Raw genomic sequence first — 20,382 nt, forward strand, 5'->3', positions numbered from 1 at the left:
ATTATGAACGCACAGTGCGTTGTTCGATAACTTTCTTAAAGGTACCTTTAATAAGGCGGTTTACATAAATACCCGGTACGTGAATGTGATCTGGATCTAATTCACCTGGCTCTACAATTTCTTCAACTTCTACTACTGTAATTTTACCGGCTGTTGCAGCTAATGGATTGAAGTTACGAGCTGTTTTACGAAATACTAGATTACCAAACGTATCGGCTTTCCAAGCTTTAACTATGGCAAATTCACCAGTAATAGACTCTTCTAAAATATAATCTCGGCCGTTAATGTTACGCTCTTCTTTACCTTCGGCAACTGGTGTACCAACGCCTGTTGCAGTAAAGAATGCAGGAATACCAGCTCCGCCTGCACGCATTTTTTCAGCTAAAGTCCCTTGTGGAGTTAATTCTACTTCTAACTCGCCGCTCATCATCTGAGCTTCAAAAATATCATTCTCACCAACGTATGAGGCAACCATTTTTTTGATCTGCCTATCAACAAGTAACATACCAAGACCTTGATCATGGGTACCACAGTTGTTTGAAACAACCGTTAAACCTGTTGTGCCTTTGCGCTTGATTTCTGCGATTAGGTTTTCTGGAATACCACATAAACCAAAACCACCTGCGATAACAGTCATGTTATCTTCAAGGCCAGCCATTGCCTCTTCGTAAGAATTTACTACTTTATTAAAACCAGCCATTTCAGCTCCTAGTTATTGCCTGAACATGTTTATCAAGCTTTATTAATTCGTTTTTAAAGTGTTTACACTAATTTTTAATTGCACCTACTTTAACAAAAAGTGAGCTGAACTCAATCAAATCTCAATTTTTATATACAATGATTTGGAATTAAACATGGACACTTTCAGCACAGACTACATTTTTACTGGGTTAGCACGAGTTATTCCCCTTTAGTAGTATAGGTAAAGGCCTAGCAAATCATAATTAAAATAGTGAAATATCACTTTAACAACTCTTCATTTTGTGCAAATAAGTTCATCTCAGTAAAATACGAACCGGTCAAGCTAAAACAATGTTGAAATCCTTAAAGCATAATGCTAGTGTTTTGTTGAGTGTGACTCATTATGTGTTTTTCGGCTTCTGAGTAAATAATAAATATGCTTGCAAAGCAATGGCTCTTTAAAAAAGAAGTTTCATTGTTTGCACAGCTCCCGAAAAGTCATTCTAATTGAAAGAGAAAACTATGGGCAAAATTGCAATTATCGGTTACCACGAAGTACCGACACAAATTAATCCTGAGCGTACGCGTTGGGATATCGCTGAAGAAGTAATCATAGGTGCCGTAAAAAATGCCGGTATCGATAAAGATGATGTTCAAGGCTTCATTAATGTTGCGCCACAGGCACAACCAGATCTAATTTCACAAACTGCTTTTGGTCTTTTACCAGAGCATTTTGGTTTTAAAAACGTAAAAGATAACGTTATATGTAATGCCGGCGGAGCATCCACTACTAACTGTGTGCGCATGGCTGAGCAGTGGATCACATCAGGTATGTGTGAAGTGGTTTTAGTTCCTCATATTACGGTGCAATCAGATATACCAGCGGAAGACTTGATTACATTCTTTGCGAAAGCGCCAATGCATCAAGAATGGGAATTCCCATTTGGTATGACATTCAATGGTGCTATGGCGTTAATTACACAACGTTATATGCATGAAACTAATTCTACAGAAGAAGAAGTTGCATCAATTACTCACGCATTACGCGATTGGGGAGCTCGTGACCCGTATTCTTTATTCCACAATAAACCTAAATCTACAGAAGACGTTATGGGCGCTCGCATGATCTCAACTCCGTTGAAGTCAGTTGAATGTAACATGCTTGCTGATGGTGGTGGTTGTTTAGTTATCGCCTCAGAAGAATATGCTAAAAAGCATTGTAAGAACCCAGTTTGGAAATTAGGCCATGGCTCTGACTTTTTAGGTGGAACACCAATCGTTCGTGAAGATATCTTTTGGCGTGAAGGGTACCGTAAATCTTGTGGTGAAGCATTGGCGCAAGCGAACTTATCTGTTGAAGATATTGATATTCATGAAATCTATGGTGCATACCCATTTACGCAAGCGAGTTACCTAGAAGCAAACGGTATTTGTGAACCTGGTGAAGGTGCTCGTTATCATGCTGCAGGACACACTAAACTTGGTGGTAAAACGCCATGTACGACTATCGGTGATGCAACCGGACGTGGTCATACCGGCTCAGGTGTTTCGATGGCATTTTATTGTCAAGTAGCCCGTCAATTACGTGGCGAAGCTGGTGAAAACCAGGTTGAAGGCGCTGAAAAAGTGATGATGGTAACGTCAGGTGGTTCAGGCATGAACACGTTAGCAACAATTTGGGGGAAATAGACAATGAGCGATATGAAAAGACCATTACCAGCAATAAGCCCTGAAAGTAAGCCTTTTTGGGATGCGGTACAACAAGATAAGTTACTTGTGCAACATTGTAATAGCTGTGATACCAATATTTTCTACCCACGTAGAATTTGTCCTGAGTGTTGGTCAAAAGATTTAGGCTGGGTTGAAGCTAAAGGTACAGGTACGATTTATTCAATTACTACTACATACCTAGGTACAACGTCAGAATTTACTAAAGAATTACCTATACACGTTGCATACATTGATTTAGATGAAGGTATTCGTATGGCAAGTAACGTTGTTGGCGTTGGCGCAGAAAGCGCTAAAATTGGCGACCGTGTTGAAGTTGAATTTGTTAAAGCCAATGGCGATTTTAAACTGCCGTTATTTCACTTGATTGAGGAATAACTGATGGCCTCAGATAAACCAAGCTGGGGCATGCAAGGTACTTGGGAACAAACACTATCTTACGTAGGTAAGGTTGTAGGCGTTTCCCAAGGTGCTGATGCTGTGGATGCTTCAAGTGTACGCCGTTGGTTAGAGCCAAAAGAATTTGCATGTCCATTATATACTGATGAGCAAGTGGCAATTGATGCAGGCTATGACGGTAAAATTGCGCCAAGCACTATGGCTATCACTTATGGCCAACCTACGCATTGGCAAGCAGGTGATAAACGTTTTGAACATGGCGATGAGCCAATTCAAATACCAATCCCGGTGATTTTTGAAGTACCAGCACCATTTTCATTAAGCTTTGCCACATCAATGGAAATGGAGTTCTTTAAGCCGTTATACCATGGTGATGAAGTGACGATTACTCATGAGCTAGTTTCCTTAGTTGAAAAAGAACTTCGCGTAGGTAAAGGTGCGTTCTTTAAGCAAAAGGATACCTACCGAAATCAAAATGATGAAATTGTTGCTATTGGCATTTTAGATATCTTCCGCTTTAATCCCGTTAGCAAAGGAGATAGTTAATGACTGACAATACTAATCAAACAATTGACTGGTCTTTGCAAAAAACAATGCAAGATATCACCGTTGGTGAAGAATTATCACCAATTTATATTGATATTACTTTGCAGCGTTTGGTGATGGAGGCCGCAGCAAATCGCGACTTATCATTAATACATCATGATGCTTCTATGGCAAAAGCTACAGGCGCAAACGATGCGTATGCTAATACGTTTTTCTTGTATGGCATGATTGAGCGTTTAGCACTTGAGTGGGGCGGGTTAAAAACCTTCATTCGCAAAATTGGGCCACTTAGAATGCTTTCTTTTAACTGTACTGGTGACAAGTTAGCGTTTCATGGCAAAGTCAGTGAAATCATCATTAACGAAGATACCGTTATCCTTGATGTTTGGGTAGATAACTCAGGTAAAGTCAGCGCGACTTCACAAGTTAAAGTTATTTTGCCGAAGTAAATAAAACTCAGAAACAATTAACCACGTCATTCCGTTGTGCTGTTGAACGGAACCTCCTTTCGGTTATAGCGAGCACCTCTTTAAGCCTCTATATGCTTTAGGAGGTATCTCATCTCGCTCCGCTCGTGGGAGATGACATGGTTTATTGTTTCTAAATTCTCGGTGCTCACTTATTTAGAAAAAGTACCACGTCATTCCTGTATGTTGTTGAACGGACCCTCCTTGCTTCACCATGTGCTTTAAACAATACCGTATAACTATCACCATTTTTTTTCACTATTAACTCTCTAGTTAACAATTTTTCACGTCTAGTAAACATCTCTACATGATATAAAAATTCGCCGAATTTTATTTTTATGCAATCGGCAAATATAACTAAAAATAATCAATATCAGTTCAGGTAGTCGATATGAATGTACCAATGAATACCCTAACGCAAAGCATACGATACTCTTTATTCGTATCTGCATTGGCAATGCCAATGAGCGCTTATGCTTTTCAAGATGAAAATGTAGAAGTTAAACAAGAGCAATCTCAGCAAGAAGAAAGTGATGACGAAGAAATAGAAGTATTTCAAGTAACTGGCTCTCGTATTAGTCAAACGTCATTTGAAGGGCCCAGTCCAGTTACTGTTATTACTAGCGATGACATGCTTAAAAAAGGCCAGTTAACGCTATTTGATGCCTTGCAAGATTTATCTCAAAACACAGGTACAGTAGATACTGCTGAAGTTGGCGCAAGTGGTTTTACCCCAAATGCTAATGTTGTGAATTTACGAGGTTTTGGTCCGCAATATACGCTAACACTTATTAATGGTCGCCGTTTAGCTAATTACCCTGCGGCTTATCAATCAAACTCATCTGTTGTAAATATAGGTACTATTCCTGCCGCTGCAATTGAACGTGTAGAAATTCTAACTACTGGTGCGTCTGCCATATATGGCTCTGATGCGGTATCTGGTGTGATTAACGTTATTTTGAAAAAAGATCTAGATGGCACCGACGTAGCTCTCACCTATGGTACGGGTGAAGAACATGGTAAAGGTACAACTCGAATACAGCTTACCCACGGTATTGATTTCGATAAAGGCAATTTAACCCTTGTTGCTGAATATCAGGATGTAGAATTCATTAAAGGTGGAGACATAGATGATATTGATTCTGCATATGACTTTCCCTTTGGCGATCCTGTTATGGCTCGTGGTGCAGTACTTATCGATAACTGGGCAGCTTATGATTACTTATTAAATCCAACTGGTGAGCCTACTTACTTAGATCCTGGTGAAAATGGTTGCAACGATTTGCCTTGGACAAGTTATGAAGACCGCAAGCAATTACCAGAAGCAATTGCTGCTGGGCAAACAGGTGGCTCTTGGGGTAACTATTGTGGCTTTGATAGCGCACAGTATAGAACGTTGCGACCAGAGTCTGAGAAATTTTCATTTATGGCATCCGGTAATTATGACTTAGGCGATGATATTACCGGCTTCATGGATTTGTTATACACGCAAAACACATCAACAACCGACCACGGTTATATTGCCGTAAATGGTGGCACAATAGAGCTAGAAACCGGCGAAAACCAGTTAAAAGTAAAAGGGCCGGATGGCCAATTTTTAGTGATGCCTGATTGGTACACGATGGGTCGTATATTACCTTCAGAGGAAATAGGCGATACCGGTTATCATTTTGATGAGCAATCGTTAAGTATTACTCTTGGCGCGAAAGGTTTCATTGGCGAACATGCCTGGGAAGTGTACTTTACCGACTCTCGTTATGAACTTGAAAATGACCAACGCGCATTAAGATATCAAGAAACCGAAGAAATGTTTTTTGGTGAGTACATTAAAGATCAGCTTGGCGTCAAAGTGTATGACGGCACAGGTACTCACAATATTTACGACCCATTAAGTACTGACGAAGTACGCCGTTTAGTTGGTACAACAACATCAAACAATAAAACCGAAGCGCAAACGATAAGTGCAGTGCTAAATGGTGATTTATTTGAAATGCCAGCGGGTCCTGCTCAATATGCATTTGTTGCTGAATACGTAAATGAAACCTTTGAATACGTACCAGATGATTTAATGACTGAGCCTGAAGGAGAAGGCTGGTGGGGACTGGCTGGTTTTGGTGGTTTTGGCGAACGTTCTCGCTCATCTACCGGCATAGAAACTAAATTTCCGGTTGCGGACAGTATAAGTGTTGGTATGGCACTGCGTTACGATCAATACGATAACGGCTCAACGGCAAATTCTGGCGATTTTACTCCAGCTTACAATGTTGAATTTAGACCAAACGATGAATGGTTGTTCAGAGCGAGTTATTCACGTTCATTTAAAGCACCAGATATGCAAGCAATCTTTACTCGTTCTCGAGCATTTTCTTATGGTACCGATTATGTGTCCTGTTATGAAAATAGCTTTGCCGGCTCAATTACCCCGCACGAGTTCATTCAAGATGAAAAATACTACAGTGCTTGTATGGGAACGCAGTTTAATGCTGAGCAATTACCCAACAAAGACTTGAAAAACGAAGAAGGAACGTCAATTGGTTTAGGCTTTGTATACTCGCCAATGGCAGAGCTTACCTTAAGCTTTGATTATTACGATGTAGAAATTAGAAACCAGGTACAGCGCGGTAATATTTCTTCAATTCTATTGGAAGATTTCCATTGTCGTTACGGCACGTCAGATTCTGCGCCAATTTTTGGTTGTGACGTGGTAAGTGGCACCGATGAAAAGCCTGGTTTGGTCATACGTGAACCGATCCAAAACCCGGATGATATTTTTTCTCAAGGTGGTTTAGAAACGGTTAATACGACCGCTTTCAACCTAGCGTCTTATCGTCAAACCGGTATTGATACCAGTGTTGATTATTTCTGGCAATTAAACTCTTGGGGCGCGTTAAATCTTTCGGCTAATCATACCGGTATTTTAACCACCGAATATGACGCAATTGAAGGCGATGACGAAATGCCATTTGGTTTTAGTGACAACATCAATAACCGAGAGCCACAAGATGTTATCACCGCATCAATGACGTATATCTACGAAAGCTTTTCAGCAACGTTATCGGGTCGTTATATGAGTGGTTTGGCGCCGCACCGAATTCAACTGAAAAAAGATGACAACGGCGACATTATTTTCTTCGATAAATATGGTGACCCGCTTAATTATGAAATTACTGACGACAGAGAGTACTTAGTTACCGACGGTTATTACCAAGGTGAAGATGCTCGCAGCGTTGGTGAAGCTAAGCAATCGCAAAAACGTTTAGATCCATATGTAACCGCAAACCTAGTACTTGCTTATCGCATGAATGAAGGCGATACCAATGTTTCACTAACGGTTAAAAACGTATTTGATGCCAACTCTCCTGATGATGACTCATTTATGGCCACAGAGTGGCCGTGGTATGACATTTATAATTATTCCGGATCGGCCCTGGGAAGAGAGTTTTACTTGAACGTAAATCATCATTTTTAATCGGCTTATATACGCTTAGTTATATAGATAAATATTGAAGTGCAGCCAAGGATGGTTGCAATATAAAAGAGATAAAGGGTTATTTATGAACACCAAAAAATTACTGTTAGCAGGTTTTAGTGCGCTTTATATGAGCGGCGCCGTATCTGCAGCTGAATTATGGAACGCGGATAAAACCGAGCTTCCAGCACATTTAATTAAATCGAATCTTCGCCAACAAGTTGATATTCCTGCTAATGCGGTATCGAGTACAGTTAATGCCGTCAAAATTGATCGCTTAACAGGTATGCCAGAAAGCACTAATGTTGTTAATCGTCAACTTACTCGCCGTGATAAATTTGTTAGTGATCCTGAAATTACTGGAACACACGACTTTTTCATCATTATGGAGCAAGCACCAGTGGCATTATACACTGGTGGCATTAATGGCTTAGCAGCAACGCATCTAAAAACGTATGCCAAAGAACAACAAACAGGTTTGATGTCTACTGATGCAACGACCAATAAAGTTAGCCATGGTCAATTAAAGCGATTACAAAAAAATACCAATTATTTATCGCGAGTTAGTGCTTATCAACAATACTTGCAGCAATCTCACCAGCAACTAGTAAACAGTGCTGCACAACTGGGCATGCAGTTACAGATCAAACATCAATATACCAACGCACTCAATGCCTTTACCGTAACTATGAACCAAAGTCAGGCGGCTGAGCTTGCTAATTTGAGCTCAATTCGCGCCATTACTCCGGTCAAAACATATTTAACTGAAGGTATTGAAGATGCTAGTTTCCCCAGTTCTCATCAAGTAACTAATGCCAATAAAGTTTGGCAACTTGATGGCGGTTATAAAGGCGAAGGTATGATCATCGGTGTTGCCGATACTGGTATTAACCCGGCAAGTCGATCATTTAGTGAAGTGGGTGATGATGGCTATGTGCACCAGAATCCTTTAGGGGATGGAACCTTTTTAGGTGACTGTGCGAGCAGTGAATGGCGTAGCTTGTGTAACAACAAATTAATCGGGGTTTACTCATACCCACAAGTGACCTCTTGGTATCGTAGTCAATTGGCCAGAGACGTAGTAGAAAAACGTGGTGAAGAAGTAGATCTTTCCAGCAATGGCATGATGCGCCCGGACAATGGTATTGACTATGTTGGTCATGGTAGCCATACCTCTGGTATCGCCGGTGGCAATGTAGTTTATGATGTTGATTATTTATATCGCCAATTTAGAGCCGGCCCAGGTGTTGTTGGTGGTGAAGAAAAGCTGGGAACGGTAACTGGTGTAGCACCACACGCCAATATCATTTCTTATCAAGTGTGTTTACCCGGTGGTGGCGGTGACCCTATGGCTGGCTGTTTGTCAGATGTGATGGTTGCGGCAATTGACCAAGCGCTTACTGATGGCGTAGATGTACTTAACTGGTCCATTGGTGGTGGTTCACGCGACCCATGGGGCGACCCTATTTTATTAGGCTTCTTATCGTTAAAAGAGCAGGGTATTCATGTCACTGCTGCGGCCGGAAATACTGGCGGCTATCAGCAAGTATCAAACGTAACGCCATGGTCGTTATCAGTGGCGGCTACAGAGCTTGGCCGAAAACAAGAAAATGTTGGCTCTGCTACATTGCAGTTCAGCACCGACGGTATTGATTTTAATCGGGTTGATTTAGGCAATGATTTAGCGCGTAGTATTTCTGGTGAAGTGACTGCTCCTGCATTTTTAGCCGCAGATATGGGCGAATGTATCAATGATGATTGTAGTCCTGCACCTGTTTGTGAAGATGACTACGACATGATTAATGACATGTGTCATCTGCAATGTACCGATATACAAGAAAGAAACACAGAAACATTGGTATGTGAATTAAAAGATTCTCAATTAGGCGCAGATGGCAATAAATGCTTAGTGGGTGAGAAGCTGGATGGTTTTGGGACGTGTGTTGATGATCATAGTCATGGTTTTAACGGTGTGACTTGGGAAAGCATCTGTGCAGGTGGAGAAACGGTAATTTATCCGCAATTTGAGGGTATAGGTATCGATCCAAATGTGGAAATAAATGATAGTTACGCCCAACAGGGGTTTGCATGTCCAACCTACAATATAGAGCAATGCCCAGAAAATCATCAAGGTTTTAGCGGCGCCTCTGCAGGTAAATGTTGTGCTTATGGCGTAATAGATGATGATAGCTTAGTAGATAGACAAATTTGGCCTGGTCATCCATTTAATATAACCGACAGTTTCCATGGTGCCTGCCATGGTCCAACAGGACCGATGAACTTATCAAATGGTAAAACCTTAGATGAACTAGCAACATTATCATCTTATGCTTATAGCAATCAGTTAATGGTAGAAGATAAGCCAATTGCCACTGTTCAAATGCTCGCGCCAATTGCCCCGTTATTGAAAGTTTTCGATGGTGACCCACATTGTCTTGATTTTGAGCGTTGGAAAGATCCGCTTGATCCTAGCCTTGATTTTGATTTTAACGACAAAATTATTGTTTGTGCCCGAGGCGATGACACGGTTGAAAATAATATACCGCGTTTACACAAAGCCGAAAATGCTGGCGCACTTGGCGCTGCCGGTATGGTTATGTACAACGATAATAAAGACTATGGCTACAACTCTCGTATTTCTCTTGCAGTAAACATAAAGCATGAGGATGTTGAATCAGGTGAAACCAGCTATACGCCATTCCCTTATATTCATGTTGGTAATAGCACTTGGAAAAAAGGTTTGGGCCGTGAAACGCTCCGTCAAAATTTTTTAGATAATGAGTCAATTTATTTGACCATCAACTCGGTGAAACAGCGGGTTGATTATGATCCTAAACAGATCAAAGATTTGGCTGGCTTTTCATCAAAAGGTCCAAATAGACATTACCCTAGCTTAATGGGGCCTTCAATTGCCGCACCTGGCGTTAATATTTACGCACCATTTACTAATGACGGCGCATTCCAGAATAAATCCAACTCTGCCGATTATGCGTTTGAAACTGGTACCTCAATGGCTTCACCACATTTAGCTGGTGTTATGGCGCTGATGACGCAAGTTCGACCTGAGTGGTCAGCGGCAGAGCGTGAGTCGGCGGTTATGTTAAGCGCTGGTCAAGTTACTGGTGGCTCGTGGAAGCGTATTAACTGTTCAGGTTTAGATATTGAAAATAATATTGATAACACCGATTATTCTAATGGTAATGATAGTGAGCTTTGTCCGGAATATGATGAAGATAATATTTTCCATCAGAAATTTATCTATGAAGCTCCTGTCATTGACCCTGAAACGGGGGATTTCCTTAAGGACGATGAAGATGAAGTGATCGAAAAAACATATTTCAGTTATTTCAAACGTCAAAAAACAAAATCTTATGAAGCCGGATCTGGCTTGGTTGATGTACAAGCGGCGATTAACAGCGCTTTGTTAATGGATGAAAGCCATACTAATTTCTTAAATGCCGACCCTAAAAAAGGTGGTGATTTACGTCAGTTAAATTTACCTTACTTGTTTGATGGTGAATGTGCAGGCACATGTCGTTGGACTCGTACTTTTACTGCCAATGCATCGGGTACAAACACTTGGAATATCGACATAGAAACGGCAGAAACGTCACTACAAATAGAAGCGTCGCCGAGTAACTTTACCTTGCAGAAAGGACAGTCGGTTACAGTTTTATTTACCGCGACCATGCAACGTGCTACCAGTGCCAATAGTTTTGGTACCGGTATGGTTTCTGGTGAAGTGCATCTGATCCCTGAGAATACGATACTTGCAAGTTCAAAGCTGCCAGTTGGCGTTGCCTTGGTTGAGTCTCGTTTGCCGTTAATTGCCAGCGGTGTTGCCAGTGAAAACATCGGTCAATTCCCAATCAACAATATTGCTCCTTGGGGATCAGCCGACGATCTAACGGCAAAAGTTTATCAATCTGGCGCAGTCACATACTTAGCAACAAACCCTATTGATGCGAATAAAGTGGCGATACAAGGGGCTGGAGAGGTCACACTTTCTGATATTGGCAGTGGTGGCACCTGGGTTGGGCAAGTAGACTTGCCAACGGATGATACGCCAACTAACTGGGATTGGGAGAATGCTGCTAATGATGAATCAGTGCGCTTACTTTGGGTAGATATACCGGTTAATACCAAACTATTCGGTGTTGATGTTTTGGAACGAATAGCCACAACATCTACTGAAAGTGGTAACCCAGGGGAGTTTTGGCTTGCCGGTGATTTATTCATCGCTATAGGTAGAGATAATAACGGCAATGGCGAAATTGAATTTGAACAAGAGGGAATTTGTTTATCAACGTCGGATATCATGAATAACAATTGTATGCTGACCAACCCTGTATCAGGCCGTTACTGGGTTTACTTACAAAATGTAGGTGATAAAGGTTCGAAGGGTATTTTTGAATACTTGCGAGATACTTATCAATACGCGGTTACTGTGGTAACCGATCATGAATCAGATGTATTCAATGTTGTAGCGCCACAAAGCTATGATGGCACATCACCGATGTCTTTAGATTTAGTGTACGATGTGGAACTCAACCAAGGCGATGCCTTATACGGTATGGTGGAACTTGGTACCTCTGAGCATAATTTATCAAATTTAGGTGCTATGCCAATTCGCTTAAATCGCAGTGAAGATGCCTTTTCGATGCAAGTCTCGAACACCGAAATTAAAGCCGGTAACTACATCAAAGTGGATGTAAATTACGCGAAAAACCATAGCGGTTATGCGCGTAGTTTTGAACTTGATTTTGAAGTTCCGAAAGGGCTAACTTACATTCCATACAGTACTGGCGGTGATCCACGTTTTGTCACTGCATATAGTGATGGTGCTGAAGGCATAACAATTTCAGGTAATCAGCCAAATAGCTATAACTTGCTGCCATTTTATCAAATGACGACTAATGTTAATCCTAATGTAGAAGAGTTTGAAAACCACCCTTTAGCGCAGAAGTACTCTGCAATGTGTGCAACACCTCCAATGGGTAACTACTTCGATGGCAGTAGCCCTAATGGTGGTTATGTCGATATGGCTAGATTAAATCCGCGTGCAGCAACCCCACCATATGGCTCAGAAAACCCTGATCGTATGGGCTCATGGAAAGATGCTTTACGGATTGATGTGAAACAGTTATTTGGCTTCGATCAAGAAACAGATTTCAATCTTTATGATGCGCCGAATAAATACAATGAACTGCGTGTTAGCCCAATGGGGTATATTGATTCTGGTACCGATTACCCATTATTTGGTATTCCTTATGGCGACCCTTTCTCATTAATGTATGGCTTACCTGATATCCGTTTAGGACCGTTGATGATCGGCTCTCATTCAATGCAATTAACCACGGGTAAAGAGGCTCCAGCAGATTCTTTGGATGCCTTTGATGCCCAAGGCATTACCTTAGGAGCATTTATGAGCGAAACCAATAAAAACATTCTAATCGAATGGGATAATGCCTACACCATTGAAGGTCAACGTTATAGTTATGGTTCAACCGGGGTTAACCAAAATGACAGTTATGATTTTCAAGCCATTCTTGATTTAGAATACAGCTACGAAATCGGCAGCTATGAAATTATTTATGCCTATGACAACTTGAATATGACGCATAGTAAAGGTTCAATTGGTTTCCATGGAATGGCAGGCGTCCGTGGTGTTTTTGGCCCTGCGGGCGGTTTTAGAAATAACAGTGTTGCTTACGATAATCTAGAAGATATTCTCCATGACGATTTGGTCATTTGTTTTGACTTTATTGGTGAAGATTATTCGAAAACCAACTTTAGTTTTTGGTTAAAGGTTGATGAAGATTATGCGGGGCAAGAAATTGATTTAACCGTTAAAACCAAATTGAATCGCATTACTAAGTCACTGACTGAAACATTGACTGTGCCAGGTAATATTTCTGTTAACGAAATCGCTGGTTTGGTCATTAACCAAGGCGATGTAATTACGGTACCAGTAATTTATAATGATTTGCAAAACAGCGTTAATGTTATTACTGCCACTAGTGATGGTTTAGTTGCCACTGTAGATGGTAATGAGCCAGGCGCTATGTTAACAATTGATGCAAGTTGTGATTTTTCAGGTTCAACATCTGTTGAAGTGATGGTTGCTGATGCAGACAATGCTAATGATTTTGCAACAACAATAGTTGAAGTTGTTGTGCAAGAAACGTCAGGTTTTACGCCAACTGCAACTTGTAATAATGAAGAAGATGATACCAGCCTTAAAGTTGCTGGAAGTGATGATGGTAGCTCTGGTGGTAGTATGGCATATATGATGTTATCTCTACTTTTCTTATTAAGATTGGTCAGATTTAAGCTTGTAAAATAACGCTAATACCAGTTTCAATAAGTTTGTGATCTTGTTGTGCGAAGGAAAAATAAATCAGGGCAAGGCGCTCGATTGACCAATAGCTGGCTATTGGGATTGAGAGCAACGCCACCATGGAGTATTTTAACCAGCACAAGTGGGCAATAATTTAATGAAATTGGTATAACTAAAGATTGACTCCACAAACTTAAACATCCCGAAGAGCGCAAGCCTTCGGGATTCTTTTTAATAACAGATATTTGCATTATTTAAATGTCTCATTCCTTATATTTATCGATGTTTTTAATAACTTTTAACATTTATTTGATTGCCATTAAGATAAAATTACGGGCAATAAAATTAGGCATAGCTAAAAGGTTGAAAACGTATTTTGGCTTCCTGTTATGTCACTAAATATAAATTATACAAAGGTTAACTAATGAAATTTCTTAAACCAACGTTAATTGGTATGTCCGTTACTTTGGCACTAGGCCTATCGGCATGTACAACAACAGATTTTGCAGTCAATGCTCAGTCACAACAAATACAAAATGTAAGCAATGAGCTTACTTTTGTAAGAAGTGTTGAAGGTATTGAAGAGTACAGCCTTGAAAATGGCATGACGGTGTTACTTTATCCAGATGCCTCGCAACCAAAAACATTAGTCAATGTAACCTACCGTGTTGGTTCTGTGCATGAGTACTATGGTGAAACTGGTATGGCGCATTTACTTGAACATATGTTATTTAAAGGCTCGACCAATTACCAAAATATTGACAAAGAATTTAAAAAGCGCGGTATGGGTAAAAACGCCTCTACTTGGTTAGACCGTACCAATTACTTTGAAACATTCGATGCCAATGAAGAAAGTCTGGAATGGGCTATCGGTATGGAAGCAGATCGTATGGTTAATGCTACGTTTACCGAAGAGCAGTTACAAAGCGAAATGACCGTTGTGCGTAACGAAATGGAAAAGGGCGAAAATGACCCGTTCAGAATGTTGCTTGGCCGTATGTCATCAATGGCATTTTTATGGCACAACTATGGTAATTCAACTATAGGTGCGCGTAGTGACGTAGAAAATTTCCCATTCTCACGTTTACGTGAATTTTATACTAAACATTATCGCCCAGATAACGCGGTATTAACCATAGCTGGTCGTTTTGATAATAAAAAAACTAAAGCGTTAATTGAACAAAGTTTTGGTGCAATTGCCAAGCGTGTAACACCAATTGAACCGTTATACACAGTAGAGCCTACCCAAGATGGTGAACGTACAGTAAATATTCGCCGCGTTGGTGATTTACCTGTAGTTGGCTTGTCGTACCATACTCCTTCGGCTGTGCACGATGACGCTGCCGCGTTAAATATTCTAACCGATATTTTAAGTGATCGATCCCGTGGTCGCTTACAAAAAAACTTGGTTGAAAAAGGTGTTGCCACTATGGCAACCAACTTTATGTTTAACCTAAAAGACAGCTCACAATTTTTGTTAATGGCACAAGGTAATAAAGGCCAGGACTTAGCCGATTTAGAGTCGAAATTAATTGCCATTGTAGAACAGTTAAAATCACAACCTATTACAGAAGAAGAGCTTAAGTTAGCTCAGGCAAAATTAGCTCGCCAAGCAGAGCAATCAATGCGAGACGTTACCGGTGTTGGCATGGAGTTATCAGAATATATTGCTATGGGTGATTACCGTCATATCTTTTATTCTCGCGACTTAATCGCCCAAACAACTGTTGAGCAAGTACAGACTGCAGCTGAAAAATACTTAATTCAATCAAATCGTACCGTTGCCCGTTTTATCCCAACAGAAAAACCCGTTCGTGCTGAAATTCCGGTAGCAGCTGATTTAAAAGATGTGCTTAAAGACTATAAAGGCAAAGAAGTTGTTGCAGCTGGTGAGGTATATGATAATACCGTTGCTAATATTAAAAATCGTTTAGTCAAAATCGATTGGGAAGAGGGCACTAAAGTCAATGTTTATCCGAAAAAACTTCGTGGTGAGCAAGTTATTATTAGCATGCATTTTCCAAGCGGTAATGCTGAGAATTTAGCGGGTAAAGGCAATGCTATTGGGTTTGTTGGTGCTATGTTAAAAGAAGGTAATGCCAAGTACTCTAAACAAGAAATTGCCAGTAAGCTTGATCAATTAAAAAGCTCAATTTCAATCTCAACCTCAGCAGGTTCAACTGATATTTCAATTAACACCGACAAAACTAACTTAGATGCAACGGTGAAGCTTTTCGGTGAATTGATGGCTGCGCCAACGTTCCCTGAAAATGAATTGGATGTGATGAAGCGTAGCTCTGTTGCCAGTATTGAGAAACAACGTAATGATCCGGGCGCTATTGCTAGTAATACGTTTAGAGAGTCTTTAAGCAACTACCCTAAAGGACATCCAAAATCATACCTTGCTTTAGATGAAAAAATTGCTGCCGTTAATGCGGTAACTGTTAATGAACTTGCAAGTTTGTATAACAGTCACACCAATATTAACAATGGCCATATCAGTGTAGTAGGGGATGTAGACGCAACAAGCATTTCAACGCAGTTACATGCGCAGTTATCTAGTTTTGTTAATGATACTGCTTATGAGCACATGCCTGTTAGCTTTAAAGATAAAGGTGGCTTAGTGGTTAGTACCGAAACACCTGATAAAGCAAATGCACAATTATATGTTATCAACCCAATGATGATGGACATTAAACACGAAGATTACTTAGCGTTAAGGGTTGCTAACACCATTTTTGGTGGTGATTCATTCTCATCTCGTATTGGTGCTCGTATTCGTGTTAAAGAAGGCTACAGCTATTCTGTTGGCTCTGGTATGCAGGTAAGTACGCTTGATAAACAAGGTATGTATTACGCGTATGCTATTGCTGCCCCTGAAAATATGGAAGGTGTAATTGCTGCCTATAAAGAAGAAGTGGCGCGTGTTGTCGCTGATGGCTTTACTGCTACTGAATTAGATGAAGCAGTAAAAGGCTTTGTAAGTAGCCGTAACCGTGCTTGGGCAAGCGATGCACAAATTGCTGGCGTAATACTTGGCGCAAGTAAGAAGCAAGAAGACTTAGCGTTCTATGATGAGCAAATTGCTGATGTACAGCAACTAACCGTTGAAGATGTTAATACGGCATTTAATAAATATATTGGTGCTTTTGATATCAATATATTTAAAGCAGGTGATTTTGCTAAAGCAGCAAACTCTGCTAAATAACAGTTTATAAATTTAGTGATAAAAACCGCCTCTTGGCGGTTTTTTTGTTTCTAAAGGCTGGTTAAGTAATCTAATTAGATGCTGAAACTAGTTCAGCAAGTGGTGATTAAGACCCTGCAACTGCTACAGGACGATCGAGTTTAGCAAGTGGTAGAGTAGAACCAGTAATCGGTACAGGGTGATAGTAGCGCATCGAGTTCAGCAAATGGTTATAGAAGAGATCATTCCCTGAATTCGCCAACATACTATTCCCTGAATTTATTTCAGGGTCTTTTATAAATATCTAAAAATCAACTAGGGACTATCTGAATCAACAGGCCAGGTAAATATCACTTTCGCACCTTTTAAGCTATTCGACGATTCAAAACTGATTTTACCGCCATACCAAGAGGCAATTAACTTAACAATAGACAATCCTAAGCCATAGCCGTCAGTTTTTGAGTTTTCTTGATAGTAGGGCTTATCAATAAGCTCTGAGTCAGAAAAACCATTACCGTCATCACTTACCCATAAGGTATAAATACCTTTGTTTTCGGTTAAATGAATAACCACTTCATCATTAGCATGCTTTAATGCATTGGTAACAAGGTTTTGCATTAAACGTTTAAAGGTTTTGTTTTCAACCGGAGCCAGTAAGTTTTTATCTACATCAACCTTTATGTTTATGCGAGAGGCTCTTTGAAGTTTGTTAACCAGCTCTTCAATTGGAGCGTAAACATTCTGTTTGGTTAGCACAATATCTTTAGAGTCAAACTCAAGTTTGGTTATTTGTAAGAACTCTTCTGTTAAATCTTCTATTTCTTGTAAATCTTCTTCAATAGACAGGATTTCTTCCATGGTAGGATCGTACTTTAAACTCGCAATTGAAAAGCCGGTACGAGCCAAAGGTGTACGAATTTCATGACCAACCATGCGAGAAAGGTTTTTCTGTAAATCTATTAGCTGTTCGATGCGCTCAGCCATCTTATTGATGGTATGAGCTGCGGGAAATGCTATAGAAGTAGGTCTTAAATCAAGCGTGTGCCATTTTGCCGTTTCTGAGAAGTTTTTTACATGAACAGAGAGCTTTCTTAAGTCCATAAAGGCCGGTCTAAACCATAGTAATAATAATGCGGCAAAACCGAGATAAAATACTATGGCAATAATGTCATCAATATTACTGGCTTCATGAATATCAATTATTGGCCCAAGTACCAATACTTGTTGTTGGTGCAACTTATAGTAATAAGAATGATCTTCATTATCATCAAGTCGTATGATTTCCCCTGATGTTAATTGAGCAAGTAATTCATCAGGCAACGAGATATTATTAAGGGGTTGAATGGTAAAAATTTGACCATTTTCTTCGATGGCAGAATGATAAAAATCATCTGCCGATATAATGGTTTCTTGGGGGACAAACTCTTCCCAAATTACTTCCAGGCTGATCGCCAGAATTATCAATGATGTAACCACATATAAGGTTAATCGTAAAAATTGCTTATTCATCGATTGTTAGCTATTAACTGCTAGCTTCAAGGTTTTTTAATACGTAACCTTTACCCCACAAAGTATTAATTTGGTAAGGGTTACCGGTTATGTCATTAAATTTCTTTCTTAGCTTGCTTACATAAACATCTACAGAACGGTCAAAACCATCGTATTCACGATTCATCACAATTTTAGAGATAACTTCACGTGTCACTTTATAGTTGAAGTTACGGGCGAATAAATACAGTATTTTAAATTCTTGTTGGGTTAAGGTAAGTAAGGTATCACTTACCTTAACTTGTAGCTGTGCCGGGATAATAGAAAGCCCAGGTAAGCTGATAGGGCTTTCTTCATCAGACTCTTGAGATACTTTACCAAGTTTTCGAGTTGCAGCTTTTATGCGAGCAAGTAATACATCAGGCACAAATGGTTTAACAATAAAGTCATCGGCGCCCATTTCAAGACCTTCGATTTGACAATCTGAGTCGGTAAACGCGGTTATAAAAATAAATACACCGTTAAATTTATCGCGCCACTGATGACAAATATCAAAGCCCGACATATCAGGTAAATCAATATCGCAAAGAATAACGTCAAAGGCATTCACCTTGGCGTCAACACCTAATAATGAGCCACCATTCAGCCACTCAACTTCATATTTATGTTGTTCTAAAAATCGTTTTATTTTTAAACCAAGCTTATGATCATCTTCAATTAATAGTATTTTATTTAAAGTATTTTCTTGCATTACAATATTCGCCAAGGCAGTTTACGTCGTTTGATCGAATTTTTACCTAAATATAAGATGTTAAACTTAAAGTTAGACAGTTCGATCAATGAGTTCATTGATACAAGTTTGAAGATGGTTGATTTTTGGCTATCTATATTAATTGTGTGCGAATTCGATGTTGAGTTTTTCTCACAATGAATTATTTCAGCGCCTTTTAAAATACAAATATCCTGCGGGCTATCTAATTCCCATGAGAGTGTTAGAGCAGCTTTGCAACTGTCTGTTTTTTTATTAACTACACACTGTTTAGGGATACCCATAAGTAGGTTTTTCGGCGCAGCAAATGCCTTGTCGGTTAATGTAACCAACAATGAGCAAAATATAATGAAAACAGTACTGCGCATTTAAATAATAGCCTACAAATTAATTGACCAGCTGATCCCTAAAAACATACTCGTTAAATCCTTTTTATCAGTTACCTGAGAACTGATGATTTTGCTGGAAAGTCTTTCAAACTTATAATTGAAGACTAATAATAACCCGTCAGTTAGGGTATAGGCGGCATCAATTTGAGAATAGTAATTGACATTGTCACCAACCAGGGGCGAGCCGTAGTAATATTCAAGCAGTTGATCCGATTTATACTGCGCGCCTATTTCAAGTGCTAGTTTAAATTCGTTGTTGTATAGAAGGTGCATCCAACTGAGTTCAATCTGTTCACCATGGTGCACATTTGAAATATCGGTGTATGCGCCAAACTCAACTCTTTCTTTGCCAAAGTATTTTTTAACTTCAATGCCACCAAGGTAGCTTAAGTGGGCATTTTTAGAAGGGTAATTGAACGGAGGTAAGAATGGAGACACCGAAAATTGTGCTGCTTTATCATCACCATGATAGTAAACGCCATCAAAGTTATGTTTACCAACAACATCAACAAATGTTTTGTCATCTAAATAGATGTTTGCCCCTATCTTGGTTCTTTCAATAAAGAACACGTCTTTATAATAAAATGTCCAATTAGGTAAAAAGTTAAGCTCAATATCTTTTTTATCGCTTAAAGGAGAGTCGTAATGGAAATCACCTGCAGAGAATTTAAGTACAAAAAATGTATCATCAATTTCTTGTTGCACAGTTTCAGCTTCAGTGTCTTCTTCTTGTGCATACAGAGGCATACTCAATAAAAGTAAGGCTGAAATTATCATCAGGTTTAAGTTTTTGGAAAATATTTTTGGTAAAAGCAACATCGAACCATCTATAGTGTTTAGTTAATTAATTATTTTTTATTCAAATTTATATCATCAGGCTGCAAGTTTAGCGGGCCTATGAGCATTAAAAATTGTAACT

12 protein-coding genes are annotated in these 20,382 nt (G+C 39.7%); 7 read left to right on the top strand and 5 right to left on the bottom strand.

The features are described 5' to 3' along the window. Window position 1: 1 nt before the first annotated feature. Window positions 2-700 carry a CoA transferase subunit A gene (locus tag RGQ13_RS06110; protein ID WP_348392674.1) on the bottom strand — a complete coding sequence of 233 codons (699 nt, stop codon included), beginning with the start codon at window positions 698-700 and terminating at the stop codon, window positions 2-4. Between the two features lie 503 nt (window positions 701-1,203). On the opposite strand from RGQ13_RS06110, the gene RGQ13_RS06115 reads away from it, so the two are divergent. The 7 genes from RGQ13_RS06115 to RGQ13_RS06145 all read left to right on the top strand — a co-directional run bounded on the left by RGQ13_RS06115 (window position 1,204) and on the right by RGQ13_RS06145 (window position 16,838). Beyond that, window positions 1,204-2,370, top strand: coding sequence for a thiolase family protein (locus RGQ13_RS06115; protein ID WP_348392675.1), 1,167 nt, complete (start codon window positions 1,204-1,206; stop codon window positions 2,368-2,370). A 3-nt stretch (window positions 2,371-2,373) separates the two neighbouring features. Next, on the top strand, window positions 2,374-2,787 hold the full coding sequence (locus RGQ13_RS06120) for a Zn-ribbon domain-containing OB-fold protein (protein ID WP_348392676.1): 414 nt from the start codon (window positions 2,374-2,376) through the stop codon (window positions 2,785-2,787). Between the two features lie 3 nt (window positions 2,788-2,790). After that, a complete protein-coding gene (locus RGQ13_RS06125; RefSeq protein WP_348392677.1) occupies window positions 2,791-3,354 on the top strand; it encodes an FAS1-like dehydratase domain-containing protein in 564 nt (187 codons plus the stop codon). Beyond that, the gene (locus tag RGQ13_RS06130; protein ID WP_348392678.1) at window positions 3,354-3,803 is read left to right on the top strand and encodes a hotdog family protein; all 450 of its coding nucleotides are present in this window, start codon (window positions 3,354-3,356) and stop codon (window positions 3,801-3,803) included. The genes RGQ13_RS06125 and RGQ13_RS06130 overlap by 1 nt, the downstream gene beginning before the upstream one ends. A gap of 409 nt (window positions 3,804-4,212) precedes the next feature. Next, window positions 4,213-7,290 (top strand): TonB-dependent receptor plug domain-containing protein, encoded by a 3,078-nt coding sequence (locus RGQ13_RS06135; RefSeq protein WP_348392679.1) that lies wholly within the window; start codon window positions 4,213-4,215, stop codon window positions 7,288-7,290. An 85-nt stretch (window positions 7,291-7,375) separates the two neighbouring features. Next, window positions 7,376-13,636, top strand: coding sequence for a S8 family serine peptidase (locus tag RGQ13_RS06140; protein ID WP_348392680.1), 6,261 nt, complete (start codon window positions 7,376-7,378; stop codon window positions 13,634-13,636). Between the two features lie 418 nt (window positions 13,637-14,054). Further along, on the top strand, window positions 14,055-16,838 hold the full coding sequence (locus RGQ13_RS06145; RefSeq protein WP_348392681.1) for a M16 family metallopeptidase: 2,784 nt from the start codon (window positions 14,055-14,057) through the stop codon (window positions 16,836-16,838). 294 nt (window positions 16,839-17,132) lie between these two features. On the opposite strand, the gene RGQ13_RS06150 is transcribed toward RGQ13_RS06145, so the two are convergent. From RGQ13_RS06150 to RGQ13_RS06165, 4 genes are read right to left on the bottom strand one after another with little or no spacing between them, the layout of a single operon-like run. Continuing rightward, complete coding sequence (locus RGQ13_RS06150) at window positions 17,133-18,326, bottom strand: ATP-binding protein (protein WP_348392682.1); 1,194 nt, start codon at window positions 18,324-18,326, stop codon at window positions 17,133-17,135. Window positions 18,327-18,339: 13 nt separating this feature from the next. Then, window positions 18,340-19,056 (bottom strand): response regulator transcription factor, encoded by a 717-nt coding sequence (locus RGQ13_RS06155; protein WP_348392683.1) that lies wholly within the window; start codon window positions 19,054-19,056, stop codon window positions 18,340-18,342. Further along, window positions 19,056-19,442: a DUF3019 domain-containing protein gene (locus tag RGQ13_RS06160; RefSeq protein WP_348392684.1), complete on the bottom strand. Its 387-nt coding sequence runs from the start codon at window positions 19,440-19,442 to the stop codon at window positions 19,056-19,058. The genes RGQ13_RS06155 and RGQ13_RS06160 overlap by 1 nt, the downstream gene beginning before the upstream one ends. A gap of 12 nt (window positions 19,443-19,454) precedes the next feature. Further along, complete coding sequence (locus RGQ13_RS06165; protein ID WP_348392685.1) at window positions 19,455-20,282, bottom strand: MipA/OmpV family protein; 828 nt, start codon at window positions 20,280-20,282, stop codon at window positions 19,455-19,457. Between the last annotated feature and the right edge of the window lie 100 nt (window positions 20,283-20,382).

It is taken from the genome of Thalassotalea psychrophila (assembly GCF_031583595.1).
GTDB lineage: Bacteria > Pseudomonadota > Gammaproteobacteria > Enterobacterales > Alteromonadaceae > Thalassotalea_A > Thalassotalea_A psychrophila.